The sequence below is a fragment of the Novosphingobium mississippiense genome, from assembly GCF_044029535.1.
Classification (GTDB): Bacteria; Pseudomonadota; Alphaproteobacteria; order Sphingomonadales; family Sphingomonadaceae; genus Novosphingobium.
The window spans coordinates 1,465,523-1,479,238 of the sequence record NZ_CP147001.1 but is presented as its reverse complement, the minus strand read 5'-3'; the positions used below and the strand labels follow the sequence as shown (position 1 = coordinate 1,479,238).

Here is a 13,716-nt window from a genome sequence, read left to right as displayed (position 1 = left end):
GCAGGCGGGGATCGCGCTTCTCTTGCGATTGAAGGCTGGCAGGCAGAAGAAATCGCGGCCCCCGCCTGTACGGGGGGGCTACGTTGGGCTGGCTTGAATTGAGGTGGTTCCAGTTGCGTGGAACCGGAAGTCAGGCGCGCAGACCCAGCACTTCGATCGCCTCTTCCTGTCCGTTGAAGTCAACGAAATCACCGATCTCCGCGCCAAGCAACGCGCGGGCGAGCGGCGCGGTGAAGGCCAGGGCACCCTTGGCCGGATCAGCCTCGTCATGGCCGACGATGCGCACTTCGCGTTCCTTGCCGTTGAGCGCAAAGCGCACCCGATGGCCGAACATCGCCCTGTCGCCCGCCGGTGCCGGCTGCACTTCCGCGGTCGCCAGACGCTTGCGCCAATACCGCAAATCGCGCTTGGCCGCATTCAGGGCGGTTTCCTCTGTCAGTGTCGAAACCTCGGCTTCCAGCGCGGCGATGCGGGCATCGATCAGCGCACGGCCTTCCGTGGTGACAAGGTTCGGACCCGGCGGGATCGGCACTTCGAACTTGGGCTCGAGATGCTCCTCGTCCCCGTCACGCCGGAAGGCGACGCTCACGCACCGCCTCCCATATATTCGTCCATGGCCTCACTCGCCTCGAACCAGCCTGCTTCGGCCAGTTCCAGTTCCTCGGCCGCCTGCGTCCGGCGCTTGCCGATTTCACCGATGTTGAGCTTGGCGAGATCACCTTTGGCCGAGGCCGGATCGGCTAGCACGGAGTCCAGCGCCTCAAGCTGCTGCTGGATGCGCTTCATGCGGGTTTCCGTTTCCGAAACCTTCTTGCGCAGGGCCTTCAGTTCCTCGCGCGCGACGGCACCGTTCTTGCGAGCAGGCTTGCTGTCGGCCTTCCCGTCGGCGGATTTGGGCTGGTTCCGGCCCAGCACGAAGTCGATGTAATCCTCCATCGACCCGTCGTAGTTGGCGGCGGTTCCCTGATCGACCAGCACGAGCCGGTCGGCCGCGAGTTCGACCATGTGACGGTCGTGGCTGACGAGGATCACGGCGCCCTCGAAATCGTTCAGTGCCTGCACCAGCGCCTCGCGCGCATCGACGTCAAGGTGGTTGGTCGGTTCGTCGAGGATCAGCATGTGCGGCGCATCGCGCGTGACCAGCGCCAGCGCAAGGCGCGCGCGCTCACCGCCCGAAAGCGTGGAAATCTGCGCCGTCGCCCGGTCGCCCGAGAAGCCGAAGCGGCCAAGCTGGCCGCGCACGGCCACCGGCGGCTTGCCTTCCATGGCGCGTGTCATCAGCTCCAGCGGCGTCGAATCCGAGGGCAGTTCCTCCACCTGATACTGGGTGAAGTAGCCGATGCGGATCTTGGGCGAGAACGACAGCGAACCTTCCATCGGCTCCAGCTGGCGGGCCAACAGGCGCGCCAGCGTGGTCTTGCCGTTGCCGTTACGGCCCAGCAGGGCGATGCGGTCCTCAGGATCGATGCGCAGGTTCAGGCGGCGCAGGATCGGCTTTTCGGCCTCGTAGCCGACGGCCGCAAGATCCAGCGTGACGAGCGGCGGGCGCAGTTCGTCGGGGCTCGGGAAATCGAAGCTGAGCGAGGAATCCTCGGCCATCGCCGCGATCGGCTGCATCTTCGCCAGCATCTTGGCGCGCGACTGCGCCTGCTTGGCGGTAGAGGCGCGGGCAGAGTTGCGGGCGACGTAATCGGCCAGCTTCTTGCGCTGCGCATCCTGATTGGCGCGCGCGGCCGCCGCCTGCGCCGCGCGCTCGGCGCGGATACGCTCGAAACTGTCGTAAGTGCCGGGATAAAGCGTCAGCTTGCCCTGCTGAAGATGCAGGATGTGATCGACCACATTGTTAAGCAGATCGCGCTCGTGGCTGATGACGATCAGCGTCTTGGGGTAGGTCTGGAGAAAATTCTCCAGCCACAGCGTCGCTTCAAGGTCGAGGTGGTTCGACGGTTCGTCAAGCAACAGCACGTCGGGTTGCGAGAACAGCAGGCCGGCAAGCGCCACGCGCATCTTCCACCCGCCCGAGAAACTGTCGAGCGGACGGTTCTGCATCTCCTCGTCGAAACCCAGGCCGACCAGGATGCGCGCGGCACGCGCTTCGCCGGTGTAGGCATCGATCGCCAGCAGCCGCTCATGAACGTCGCCAAGGCGGTGCGGGTCAACGCAGACCTCGGATTCGGCGAGCAGGTCCTTGCGCTCGGTATCGGCATCCAGAACCGCCTCAAGTGCGGTTCGGGTACCGGTAGGTGCCTCCTGGGCGATGTAGCCCAAACGGGCGCGGCGCGGCATTTCGACCGAGCCACCATCGGGCTCAAGCTGGCCGATGATGGCCTTCACCAGCGTGGACTTGCCCGCGCCGTTGCGGCCGATCAGGCCTACCTTGCCGTCCTTGGGAATCGTGGCGGCGGCCTGGTCGAGAATGGTGCGCCCGCCAAGGCGGACGGTAATATCGCGGATCGTCAACATGGCGCAGCGCCTAGAGGATTTTGCGCCCGGTTGGAAACATCTTCCCGCCTTAAGTTTTTCGCGACCGGGTTTCGCGGGTTTCGGAACAGGGGTTCCCCATCTTCGCTGCACGTAGAGAAGAATTGATTTGCGCCAAGGCGGTGGCAGTATGTGCTTGGTATCGCGTGAGTACTTGACCGATCGCCGGGCTCCTCCGGCTGCAATGATCCTGGCTTGAGGAACGTCGATGAAGAAATCCGTGGTCGCCGCAGTGGTCGTTGCGGTTCTGCTGGTGGCCGGATTGGTCTGGTGGCTGACGCGGGGCCATCAGGATCCCAACGTGATCGTCCTCCACGGCAATGTCGACATTCGGCAGGTTTCTCTCGCCTTCGACGGTTCGGGCCGCGTGACGCAGATGGCCGTGGAAGAGGGGGACGCGGTAAAGGCCGGCGAGGTGCTGGCCCGCCTGGATACGGTGACGCTGGGCCTGCAGGCCCGCAATGCCGAGGCGCAGATGGCCGCCATGCAGGAGAACCTGCTCAAGCTGAAGAACGGCACCCGGCCGGAAGATATCGCGCAAGCCCGCGCCAAGGTCGAATCCGCCCGCGCCAACGCGGCCCGGGCGGCGGACGATTACCGGCGCGCGCAGTCGGTTTCCGCCAGCACGTCAGGGCGGGGGGTCAGCGCCCAGGAACTCGATCAGGCGCGTAATGCTTCGCAAGTGGCCAGTGCCCAATTGAAGGAGGCAGGCGAGGCCCTGAACCTTGCGACGCGAGGGCCCCGTGCAGAGGATATCGCCGCCGCCGAAGCGCAAGTGAAGAGTGCGGACGCTCAGCTTGCCCTGTTCCGGCACCAGATCGATCAAGGCGAACTGAAGGCCCCAGGCGATGCCGTCGTGCGGTCGCGCCTGTTGGAAGTGGGTGACATGGCGACACCGCAAAAGCCCGTCTACGAACTGGCGCTTACCAGCCCGAAGTGGATCAGGGTCTATGTGGAGGAAGCGGAACTCGGCCGTATCCGCATGGGCCAGCGCGCCAATGTGACCAGCGACAGCTTTCCCGACCAGCCCGTGCCGGGCACGGTGGGCTACATCTCCTCGGTCGCGGAATTCACGCCGAAATCGGTGGAGACCGAATCGCTGCGCACCGCGCTGGTCTACGAAGTGCGCGTGCGGGTGGATGACAAGGCCGGCCGCCTGCGACTGGGACAGCCGGTAACGGTGCGGATCGATGCGGGCGCCGCAAGGCCGGGATCGTAACCGTGAACCAGTCCACCGTCGCCTGCGAGGCCTTGCGAAAGGTCTTCGTCGGTCCCGATGGCAAACCGTTTGATGCCGTGCACGACCTGTCGTTCTCGCTCCGCTCGGGGACGATCACGGCGCTGGTCGGGCCGGACGGCGCGGGCAAGACCACGCTGATGCGGATGATCACGGGCCTGCTGAAGCCCGATGGCGGCACGTTGAGAGTGCTGGGCATCGATGTCGCCGCCGATCCGCAGGCGGTGCAGAACCGCATCAGCTACATGCCGCAGCGCTTCGGGCTCTATGAAGACCTGTCGGTGCAGGAAAACCTGAACCTTTATGCCGATCTCCACGGCGTGCCGCAGGACTTGCGGGCCGAACGCTTCAAGCGGATGCTGGACATGACCGATATGGCCCGCTTCACGGACCGGGCCGCGGGTAATCTCTCCGGCGGGATGAAGCAGAAACTGGGCCTTGCCTGCACGCTGGTGCGGGTGCCGGACCTGCTGCTGCTGGATGAGCCCAGCGTCGGCGTCGACCCGCTTTCGCGCCGCGACCTGTGGCAGATCATCGAACAACTGATCGAATCGGACGGGCTCAGCGTCCTTGTCAGCACGGCCTACATGGATGAGGCGGGGCGCTGCGACGAGGTGCTGGTGATGGACCATGGCCGCCTGCTGGCGCAGGACAAGCCGGCGGCCATCACCGCGAAGGCCCATGGCCTGTCCTATGTCGTCTCGCCGCCACCGGGCACGCCGGCGCGCGATCTTCAGGCCCGCTTGATCGATGCCCCGGACAGGGTGGTGGATGCCGTGCCACGCGGCGGTGCGGTGCGCTTCATTCGTCAGCCGGACAGTCCGGTCCAGGCCCTGGACAATCTCCTGCAAGGACAATCGGCCGAGCCGCGCGAAGAGGAACTGGAAGACGCGTTCATGCTCCTCCTTCGCCAGCATGACGGGGGCGGGAAGGGGCAAGCGGCGCCGGAGACGGCAAAGCCGGACGTCCGCGTGGAAGTCGATGCCCAGGCGTCAGGCGATGAGAACGTGATCCACGTGCGCGATCTGGTGCGCCGTTTCGGGGACTTTACCGCCGTCGCCAACACCTCGTTCGATGTGCGGCGGGGCGAGATATTCGGCCTGCTCGGCCCCAATGGCGCGGGCAAGACGACGACATTCAGGATGCTTTGCGGCCTGCTTCCGGCCACCAGCGGCACGCTAGAGGTGGCGGGCGTCAACTTGCGTTCCGCCCGGGCCGAGGCGCGGCGGCGCATCGGCTATGTCGCACAGAAGTTTTCGCTCTACGCCAACCTTTCGGTGCGGGAGAACCTTGAGTTCTTCGGTGGCGCCTATGGCCTGCGCCGCCATGAGCTGAAGCAGCGCGTTCAGGCCATCCTCGACCAGTTCGGGCTGGACCCTGCGGCAACCAGCGGGGCCTTGCCCCACGGCTACAAGCAGCGCCTCGCCATGGCGGCGGGGCTGGTGCACGAGCCGGAAATCCTCTTCCTGGACGAGCCGACCAGCGGCATCGACCCGATCGCGCGGCGGGCATTCTGGCGCACGATCACCTCGCTTTCGCAATCGGGCGTGACGGTGATCGTGACCACGCACTTCATGGAAGAAGCGGAATATTGCGACCGCATCGCCATCCAGGATGCCGGACATATGCTGGCGCTCGGCACCCCGCAGGACGTGCGCGAACAGGCCGGTGGCGACAGCATCGGAGACATGAACCAGGCTTTTATCGCCATCGTCGAACAAGGCAGGGCGCATCAAGCCGGGGAGAAAACCGCCGCATGAGCGACGACCGCGCCGAAAGCGCCTTCCTCACCCGGTTGATCGCGCTGGTACGCAAGGAAACGCGCCAGATGCTGCGTGACCGCAGCAACCTGATGGTCGGCCTGCTGCTGCCCGTCGCGCTGATCCTGTTGTTCGGGTTCGGCCTCTCGTTCGACGTGAAGAACGCGCCGGTGGCTCTGGTAATGCAGGATCGCTCTGCCCCCGCGCGGGAGATCATCTCGGGCCTGCGTGGTTCGACCTATCTGAATCCCGTCGATGTGGAGACGATGGACAAAGCGAGCCGGATGCTCCGCGAAGGCAAGGTGGACGCCATCGTCCAGATACCCAGCGATTTCGCCAGTCGGCAAGTGAAGGGTGGGGCCGAGATCCAGCTGATCCTGAATGGCGTCGATTCCACCACCGCGCAGACGCTGGAAGCCTACATTCAAGGGGCGGTGGCAACTGCCATGGCCCGGCAGGCAGACAGGGGCAGTGCGGCTGCGTCCGGCGGTTCGGTATCGCTGATGACGCGGACCTGGTTCAACGAGGAGGGCAACAGTCGCTGGTATCTGGTGCCGGGCCTCGTCGTCCTGATCATGACGCTGGTGGGCGCCTTCCTCAGTTCGCTGCTGATCGCCCGCGAATGGGAACGCGGCACGCTTGAGGCACTGTTCGTCACGCCGGTGAGGCCGCTGGAACTCGTGCTATCGAAGCTTGCACCCTACATCGTCATCGGCCTGATCGACTTGACGATGTGCCTGCTGGCGGCGGTTTTCCTGTTCGACGTGCCGATCCGGGGATCGATGCTGGCGATCGTCCTCGTCTCGTTCCTGTACCTGCTGGTCTCGCTGCTGGTCGGCCTGCTGATCTCCGGCGTCACGCGCAACCAGTTCGCCGCCAGCCAGGTGGCCCTGCTGACCAGCTTCATGCCGGCGCTGATGCTGTCCGGCTTCGTGTTCGACTTGCGGAACATACCCCTGGCCGTGCGCGTGGTGGCCGAAATCCTGCCTGCCACGCACTTCATGGGTGTGATCAAGACGCTCTTTCTGGCCGGAACGGACTGGGGCATGGTGGCAAGCAACAGCGCGATCCTGCTCGGCTACATCGCGGTGCTGACGCTTCTGACCCGCCGCACCTTGCGCAAGAAGCTGGACTGAGCCGATGGACCGGACATTCGCATGGCTGGGCGCCGTCGCCTTCCTGTTCCGCAAGGAAGTGCTGGCGCTGTTCAAGGACCCGGCGAACCGCATCATCCTTTTCGCGCCGGCCTTCATCCAGACGCTGCTGTTCGGGTATGGCGCGATCCTCGATCTTCAGCACGTACCTTACGCCTTGCTCGATCAGAGCCGGGGGCAGGCCGCCACCGAACTGATCGCCCGGCTTGATGGCACGGGCGTGTTTGTTCGACAGGCCACGCTGGATAGCGCCAACCAGATCGCCCGCCTGATCGACCGGCAGAAAGTGTTGATGGTCGTCACGATCCCCGCCGATTTCGACCGAAAGCTGGCCAATGGGCAGAATGCCGAAGTGCAGGTCGTGTTCGATGGACGCAATTCCACCACGGCGGGTTCGGCGGCGGCTTACGTCGCATCGGTGGTGCAGGCGTTCAACGCCACGCGATCGGGCGTGCAGGGTGTGACCGTCGTGCGCCGTGCCTGGTTCAATCCCAATCTGGAATCGCGCTGGCAGATCATGCCTGCCATGATCGCCACGCTCTCGATGCTCCAGACCATGCTGCTAGCGGCGCTCTCCGTCGCGCGGGAGCGGGAGCAGGGGACGTTCGACCAGTTGCTGGTAACGCCGATGACGCCGCTGCAGATACTGGTCGGCAAGGCGCTGCCATCGATCGTGGTGGGTCTGCTGCAATCGACGATCGTCCTGCTGATCGTGTTGTTGTGGTTCCGCGTGCCGATGAGCGGGTCGCCGTTCGTGCTCTATTTCGGGCTGCTCTGCTTCAACATCGCCTCGGTCGGGATCGGCATGACGCTTTCGGCCTTTGCGCTGAACATGCAGCAGGCCATGCTTTATTCCTTCGTGCTGATCATGCCGCTGACGCTGCTGTCCGGCATGCTCACCCCGATCCGCAACATGCCCGCCGTGCTCCAGTATGCGACCTACGTGAACCCTTTGAGGTTCGGCGTTGCCATCGTGCGGCGGGTCTATCTGGAAGGCGCTGGCATCGCGGATGTCGCCACCAATTTCCTGCCGTTGCTGGCGGTTGCGACAGTTACGCTGCCGCTGGCCGCATGGCTGTTCCGCCACCGGCTTGCCTGAATGCAAGGACTGATCGTCATGTTTCGTGTCCGCACCGCCGCCCGACTTTCGCTGGCGCCACTTCTGGCCCTTTGCCTCGGCGTGACGGGATGCACGGTCGGCCCCGATTTCAAGGCTCCAACCGCGCAGGCGCCGGACGACTGGTCACAATGGCGCAGCGGCCCTGTCGACCTGATCGCGATGCCTGCGGGCAAGCAACCCATGCCGGCCGAGTGGTGGACACTGCTGGGCGATCCCGTGCTGAACGACCTTGAACATCGCGCGCTTGCCGCCAGCCCAGACTTGCAGACGGCAGCGTTGCATTTGGCCCAAGCGCGTGCGCAGCGCGGCGCCGCCGCGTCGGCCGGGCTGCCGCAAGTCAACGCCAGCGCCAATGTCACGCGGGAGCGGATGAGCGAATACGGTGCCTCCACCCGCCTTTTCGACGTGCTGGCAGGCGACAATCGCGACCAACTTGCCGAATACCTGGCCCAACCCTTCACACTCTATCAGGGCGGGTTCGATGCCGGCTGGGAGATCGATCTGTGGGGCAAGGTGCGGCGATCGGTCGAGGCCGCCGATGCCGGAATCGCGCAACAGGGCGCCTTGCTGGGCCTGACCCGCCTGTCGGTTACGGCGGAAGTGGCGCAGGCCTATTTCGCGATGCGCAACGCACAGGCGCAAAGCGCGATCGCGAGTGAGGATATTGCCTTGCTCAAGGATCGTGTCGGCCTGGTGGGTGCGCGGGTCGATGGCGGGATGAGCGATCACACCGCCATCGAAACCGATCAGGCCAGCCTGCGCGCCTCTGAGGCGAACCTGCCAGCCCTTCAGGCGGAGGCGGCCGCCCAGGCCAATCGCATCGCCATCGCGCTGGGCGTGCAGCCCGGAACCTTGCGCGATACGCTGAAGCCGGCTCCTTTGGGGCCATTGCCTCCAGCGCTTCCCGATCTTTCATTGGGGATGCCGTCCGAAGTCGCTCTGCGCCGACCGGAGGTCCGCGCGGCCGAGGCAAAGCTGCATGCCGCTACCGCTCAGATCGGCGTTGCCGTGGCCGATCTCTATCCCAGCATCACGCTGGGCGGCGGGTTCGGACTGGAAAGCTACCGATCGCAGAACCTGTTCGATTGGGCCAGCAGGACCTGGCAGATCGGCCCGAGCCTCAGTCTGCCGATATTCGACGGTGGCCGGCGCCGCGCCACGGTGGAAGTCCGCAAGCTGGAACAGCGGGAGGCTGCGGTGAATTTTCAGGTTGCCGTACTGAAGGCCTGGCAGGAAATCGACGATGCCCTGACCGGCTATACCGCCGACTGGCAGGCGCGACAGCGACTGGCGGATCGGCTGGAACACGCCCGCGCCAATGCCGGTCTGGTGGAGGCCCGGTATCGCGGCGGTCAGACGAACTATCTGCCGGTGATCGATGCCCGTCGCGCGGTACTGGGCGCCCAGCGGGAACTGGATGAAACCGATGCGCGACTCCGCACGCGCCTGGCATCGATCAACAAGGCCATCGGCAACGTTCCATCCACGGAAAATCCCGTAGATTCGCGTTGATTGGGCTAGGCCTCGACTGCGGGTCGGGGCTGCGAACAAGTTATCAACACATATCTCGCCCATTTTGCAGTGCAACACGCCGCAAGACCTGTCGCAAGAGGGGGCGAATCGCGTAACATTCGTGCTTGCAACGCTGAATCACTTGTGATTCTATCACGGCATGAGGGCCATGCGTCACGATAACAACCTTGCGAAGGAGCGACTTGTTCAGGGCGGAGCCCTGGCCTTGCTGCTGCTCATGGGCGGTTTCGTCATCGCAGGCCCCAGCGGCATTCTTGCCTGGGGTGAAAATCAGCGCCTTCTGGAACAGCGCCGTGAAAAGCTGGTGGACCTGGAAAGCCAGCGTGATCGCCTGAAAAACCGCGTCGCGCTGCTGGATGCCAACAAGGTCGATCCCGATCTGGCTGGCGAATTGTTGCGGTCCAATCTCAACGTTGCCCGTCCTGACGAAATGGTCATGCTGATCAAACGTTGAGTTTCGGCCGTTTTGGGCCACGGCTTCTGAACTCCCCCACGCATCATGCTGCGATGCAACATTTCTGTTCGCCATAATTTTTGTGCCAGGTACGGCAAATTTCCGTCATCGTGCTTTCGATTTCCGTTGGGCGTCCTATAAGCAGCCCGAAATCAATCGCACCAACGATGGGGAGTCCCGTTGCCCAAAGCTAAGAGTGACGCCGGGTCCGGCGCCGAGCCAGCCGTAGTACCGGCACAGGACGAAGACTTTGCGCTGCACAGCCTCCAGCAAGCTCTGGAAGCCGACAAGCGCTACAAGCCCAACAAGGAAGAGCTGCTTCACTTCTATGAGCAGATGCTGCTCATTCGCCGCTTCGAGGAACGCGCTGGCCAGCTTTACGGCCTGGGCCTGATCGGCGGCTTCTGTCACCTTTACATCGGCCAGGAAGCCGTTGCCGTGGGCCTGCAGTCCGCGCTCGACGGTGAACGCGATTCGGTCATCACCGGCTATCGCGACCACGGCCACATGCTTGCCTACGGCATCGATCCGAAGGTGATCATGGCCGAGCTGACCGGCCGCGCTGCCGGTATCTCGCGCGGCAAGGGCGGTTCGATGCACATGTTCAGCGTCGAACATAAGTTCTACGGCGGCCACGGCATCGTCGGCGCGCAGGTCTCGCTGGGTGCAGGCCTCGCTTTCGCGCACAAGTACCGTGAAGACGGTGGCGTCGCGATGGCCTACTTCGGCGACGGCGCGGCCAACCAGGGCCAGGTCTACGAGAGCTTCAACATGGCGGCTCTCTGGAAGCTGCCGATCATCTTCGTGATCGAGAACAACGGCTATGCCATGGGCACCGCCGTGAAGCGCGGTTCGGCCGAAACGCACTTCTATCGCCGCGGCACCGCGTTCCGGATCCCCGGCATGCAGGTGGACGGCATGGATGTGCTCGAAGTCCGCAAGGCCGCCGAAGTGGCGCTGGAATACGTGCGCGCCGGCAACGGCCCGGTTCTGATGGAACTGAACACGTACCGCTATCGCGGTCACTCGATGTCCGACCCGGCAAAGTATCGCAGCCGCGAGGAAGTTCAGGACGTGCGTGAAAAGCGCGACCCGATCGAGCATGCCAAGACCGAACTGATGGCCATGGGCGTGGACGAAGCCGCGCTGAAGGAAATCGACAAGCGCGTTCGCGCCGCCGTCGCGGAATCGGCCGACTTCGCTGAGAACTCGCCGGAACCGGAAGCTTCTGAACTCTATACTGACGTCCTGGTGGAGCGCTACTGATGGCGATCGAACTGAAGATGCCGGCGCTCTCTCCGACGATGGAAGAAGGCAAGCTTGCCCGCTGGCTGGTTAAGGAAGGCGACGAAGTCAAATCGGGTGACATCCTCGCCGAAATCGAGACCGACAAGGCGACGATGGAATTCGAAGCCGTCGACGAAGGCACCGTGGGCAAGATCCTCGTTGCCGAAGGTACCGAGGGCGTGAAGGTCGGCACCACCATCGCCGTGCTTGCCGGCGAAGGCGAAGACGCCTCGACCGTTTCGGCCGCCGCGCCGAAGGCGGAAGCTGCTCCTGCCGCCGATGCTGCTCCGGCAGCTGCCAAGGCGGAGGCGCCTGCTTCCGCTCCGGCGAAGAAGGACCCCGAAGTTCCGCACGGCACCAACATGAAGACCTCGACCGTCCGCGAAGCGCTGCGCGACGCGATGGCCGAGGAAATGCGCCGCGACGACCGCGTCTTCGTGATCGGCGAGGAAGTGGCCGAGTACCAGGGCGCCTACAAGGTGACCCAGGGACTGCTGGAAGAGTTCGGTCCGCGCCGCGTGATCGATACCCCGATCACCGAATACGGCTTTGCCGGTATCGGCACCGGCGCCGCCATGGGCGGCCTGCGTCCGATCATCGAGTTCATGACGTTCAACTTCGCCATGCAGGCGATCGACCACATCATCAACTCGGCGGCCAAGACCAACTACATGTCCGGTGGCCAGATGCGCTGCCCGGTCGTGTTCCGTGGCCCGAACGGCGCGGCTGCCCGCGTCGGCGCGCAGCACTCGCAGAACTACGGCCCGTGGTATGCCAACGTGCCGGGCCTGGTCGTGATCGCGCCTTACGACGCTTCGGACGCCAAGGGCCTGCTGAAGGCCGCTATCCGCAGCGAAGATCCGGTCGTGTTCCTTGAGAACGAACTGGTCTACGGCCGCACCTTCGAACTGCCCGAACTCGACGATCACGTCCTGCCGATCGGCAAGGCGCGCATCATGCGGGAAGGCAAGGACGTGACCATCGTGTCCTACTCGATCGGCGTCGGCCTCGCGCTCGAAGCCGCCGAGCAGCTGGCCGGTGAAGGCATCGATGCTGAAGTCATCGATCTTCGCACCCTGCGTCCGCTCGACAAGGAAACCGTGCTGGCCAGCCTTGCCAAGACGAACCGCATGGTCGTCGCGGAAGAAGGCTTCCCGGTCTGCTCCATCGCTTCCGAGATCATCGCGATCTGCATGGAAGACGGTTTCGACGATCTCGATGCCCCGGTGGTCCGCGTCTGCAACGAAGACGTGCCGCTGCCTTACGCGGCCAACCTCGAAAAGCTGGCGCTGATCGACACGCCGCGCATCGTCGAGGCGGTCCGCAAGGTCTGCTATCGCTGATCCGGCATAAGCACTGACATGTAAGACGGCGGCGAGGCGAAGGCTTCGCCGCCGTTTTGCGTTAGAGGCTTGCGCCCGGGATCGCGCGGGCTAGAGAGGCCCCGTGTCAGAGCAAACCACCCCCGAAAGCCGCCCCGAAGACCTGCTTCTGCCCGCATTGCCGCAAACCATGCGGCTCGCGCTGGCTTACGCACCGTCACAGGCACGGTTGCCCACGCTGGCACTGCTGGCGCTAGACCAGCGGCTTGCCGGTCTACTTCGTCATTCGCGTGAGCCGATGATGGCGCAGATCCGCCTTGCCTGGTGGCGTGAAACACTGGATCGCGATGCGGGCGAATGGCCGGAGGGCGAGCCGCTTCTGGCGGCTTTGCGTAGCTGGAATGGCAAGCATCGCACTCTTGTGGCCCTGGTCGATGGCTGGGAAGCGCTGACTGGCGAAGCGCCGCTGGCTCCTTCCGCTCTGGAAGAGATGGTCGATGGCCGCGCGGCCGCTTTTGCGGGACTGGCCCATGCGCTGGGCCGCGAAGGCGAGGCCGAAATCGCGCGCACACTCGGCCGGCGCTGGGCCCTGGCGGACCTTGCGACGAAGCTGAACCATCCGGGCGAAAGCGTGGTCGTGCGCCGGCTTGCGCAGGCGGAAGACGGCCGCGTCGCGCGGGTTTCCCGAGCGCTGCGGCCACTGGCGGTGCTGGAAGGGCTGGCGCGCGACAACTTGGCCAGCGACGGGCAGGGCTCAGCCCGGACAGTCCTTAAGGCCATGCGGATCGGCCTGCTGGGGCGTTAATTACCAGCAATAACAGACATGTAATTTCCCTGTTTCACTCCGGCCAAGGATAAGCCGCGCGCGAATTCAGGGAGATTGGCGATGCAGCGCTTCATCCTCGGCGGCGTGACGGTGCTTCTGCTGCTGTCGCTGGGACTGTTCTGGTGGCAGGGGCGGGCCGAAGTGGAAAAGGCCGCGCCGCCGCCTGTCGCGGTCAAGCCGCAGCCGCATCCCACCGATATTCCCAGCGCCGATCTGGAGAACCTGGCTGGACCGGAGCTGCCCGAAGCGACGCCGCTCACCCGCGAGCAGCGCCGCTTTGCCCGTTACGATTTCAACCGCGATGGCAAGATCAGCCGGCAGGAGATGCTCTCCACCCGCACTGCCGCGTTCCGCAAGCTCGACAAGGACGGCAACAACCTGCTGACGTTCGAGGAGTGGGCCGTGGCGACGGTCGACAAGTTCGACAATGCCGACGCCAACCACGACGAAATCCTCACGCCGGAAGAGTTCCGCTCCACCGCGCCGCCGCCACCCAAGCCGAAGCCCAAATGCTCATGCAAATAATACTGACGCAGGCCTTG

General features: G+C 64.5%; 12 protein-coding genes. 10 read left to right on the top strand and 2 right to left on the bottom strand.

Annotated features, from left to right (window positions below; translation table 11 throughout):
• Positions 1 to 130 precede the first annotated feature (130 nt).
• On the bottom strand, positions 131 to 589 hold the full coding sequence (locus WBP06_RS06940; RefSeq protein WP_395333170.1) for a GreA/GreB family elongation factor: 459 nt from the start codon (positions 587 to 589) through the stop codon (positions 131 to 133).
• The gene (locus WBP06_RS06935; protein ID WP_395333168.1) at positions 586 to 2,463 is read right to left on the bottom strand and encodes an ABC-F family ATP-binding cassette domain-containing protein; all 1,878 of its coding nucleotides are present in this window, start codon (positions 2,461 to 2,463) and stop codon (positions 586 to 588) included. Before WBP06_RS06935 ends, WBP06_RS06940 begins: the two co-directional genes overlap by 4 nt.
• A gap of 226 nt (positions 2,464 to 2,689) precedes the next feature.
• On the opposite strand from WBP06_RS06935, the gene WBP06_RS06930 reads away from it, so the two are divergent.
• The 10 genes from WBP06_RS06930 to WBP06_RS06885 all read left to right on the top strand — a co-directional run bounded on the left by WBP06_RS06930 (position 2,690) and on the right by WBP06_RS06885 (position 13,699).
• On the top strand, positions 2,690 to 3,700 hold the full coding sequence (locus WBP06_RS06930) for an HlyD family efflux transporter periplasmic adaptor subunit (RefSeq protein ID WP_395333166.1): 1,011 nt from the start codon (positions 2,690 to 2,692) through the stop codon (positions 3,698 to 3,700).
• Between the two features lie 2 nt (positions 3,701 to 3,702).
• Entirely contained in the window at positions 3,703 to 5,478 is a 1,776-nt protein-coding gene (locus tag WBP06_RS06925; protein ID WP_395333164.1) for an ATP-binding cassette domain-containing protein, read from the top strand.
• Entirely contained in the window at positions 5,475 to 6,614 is a 1,140-nt protein-coding gene (locus WBP06_RS06920; RefSeq protein WP_395333162.1) for an ABC transporter permease, read from the top strand. The genes WBP06_RS06925 and WBP06_RS06920 overlap by 4 nt, the downstream gene beginning before the upstream one ends.
• 4 nt (positions 6,615 to 6,618) lie before the next feature.
• Complete coding sequence (locus WBP06_RS06915; RefSeq protein WP_395333159.1) at positions 6,619 to 7,731, top strand: ABC transporter permease; 1,113 nt, start codon at positions 6,619 to 6,621, stop codon at positions 7,729 to 7,731.
• Positions 7,732 to 7,749: 18 nt separating this feature from the next.
• The gene (locus WBP06_RS06910) at positions 7,750 to 9,264 is read left to right on the top strand and encodes an efflux transporter outer membrane subunit (protein ID WP_395333157.1); all 1,515 of its coding nucleotides are present in this window, start codon (positions 7,750 to 7,752) and stop codon (positions 9,262 to 9,264) included.
• A gap of 226 nt (positions 9,265 to 9,490) precedes the next feature.
• A complete protein-coding gene (locus WBP06_RS06905; RefSeq protein ID WP_395333154.1) occupies positions 9,491 to 9,739 on the top strand; it encodes a septum formation initiator family protein in 249 nt (82 codons plus the stop codon).
• Positions 9,740 to 9,919: 180 nt separating this feature from the next.
• Positions 9,920 to 11,005 (top strand): pyruvate dehydrogenase (acetyl-transferring) E1 component subunit alpha, encoded by a 1,086-nt coding sequence (pdhA, locus tag WBP06_RS06900; protein ID WP_395333152.1) that lies wholly within the window; start codon positions 9,920 to 9,922, stop codon positions 11,003 to 11,005.
• Positions 11,005 to 12,369 (top strand): pyruvate dehydrogenase complex E1 component subunit beta, encoded by a 1,365-nt coding sequence (locus tag WBP06_RS06895; RefSeq protein WP_395333150.1) that lies wholly within the window; start codon positions 11,005 to 11,007, stop codon positions 12,367 to 12,369. Before pdhA ends, WBP06_RS06895 begins: the two co-directional genes overlap by 1 nt.
• A gap of 103 nt (positions 12,370 to 12,472) precedes the next feature.
• A complete protein-coding gene (locus WBP06_RS06890) occupies positions 12,473 to 13,153 on the top strand; it encodes a hypothetical protein (RefSeq protein ID WP_395333148.1) in 681 nt (226 codons plus the stop codon).
• Positions 13,154 to 13,234: 81 nt separating this feature from the next.
• A complete protein-coding gene (locus WBP06_RS06885; protein WP_395333145.1) occupies positions 13,235 to 13,699 on the top strand; it encodes a hypothetical protein in 465 nt (154 codons plus the stop codon).
• The last annotated feature ends 17 nt before the right edge of the window (positions 13,700 to 13,716 follow it).

What these genes read in the sequence shown, in the direction of transcription:
- WBP06_RS06935 (WP_395333168.1), bottom strand. Translation starts at nt 2,463, where the DNA reads ATGTTGACGATCCGCGATATTACCGTCCGCCTTGGCGGGCGCACCATT.
- WBP06_RS06930 (WP_395333166.1), top strand. Translation starts at nt 2,690, where the DNA reads ATGAAGAAATCCGTGGTCGCCGCAGTGGTCGTTGCGGTTCTGCTGGTG.
- WBP06_RS06920 (WP_395333162.1), top strand. Translation starts at nt 5,475, where the DNA reads ATGAGCGACGACCGCGCCGAAAGCGCCTTCCTCACCCGGTTGATCGCG.
- WBP06_RS06915 (WP_395333159.1), top strand. Translation starts at nt 6,619, where the DNA reads ATGGACCGGACATTCGCATGGCTGGGCGCCGTCGCCTTCCTGTTCCGC.
- WBP06_RS06910 (WP_395333157.1), top strand. Translation starts at nt 7,750, where the DNA reads ATGTTTCGTGTCCGCACCGCCGCCCGACTTTCGCTGGCGCCACTTCTG.
- WBP06_RS06895 (WP_395333150.1), top strand. Translation starts at nt 11,005, where the DNA reads ATGGCGATCGAACTGAAGATGCCGGCGCTCTCTCCGACGATGGAAGAA.
- WBP06_RS06885 (WP_395333145.1), top strand. Translation starts at nt 13,235, where the DNA reads ATGCAGCGCTTCATCCTCGGCGGCGTGACGGTGCTTCTGCTGCTGTCG.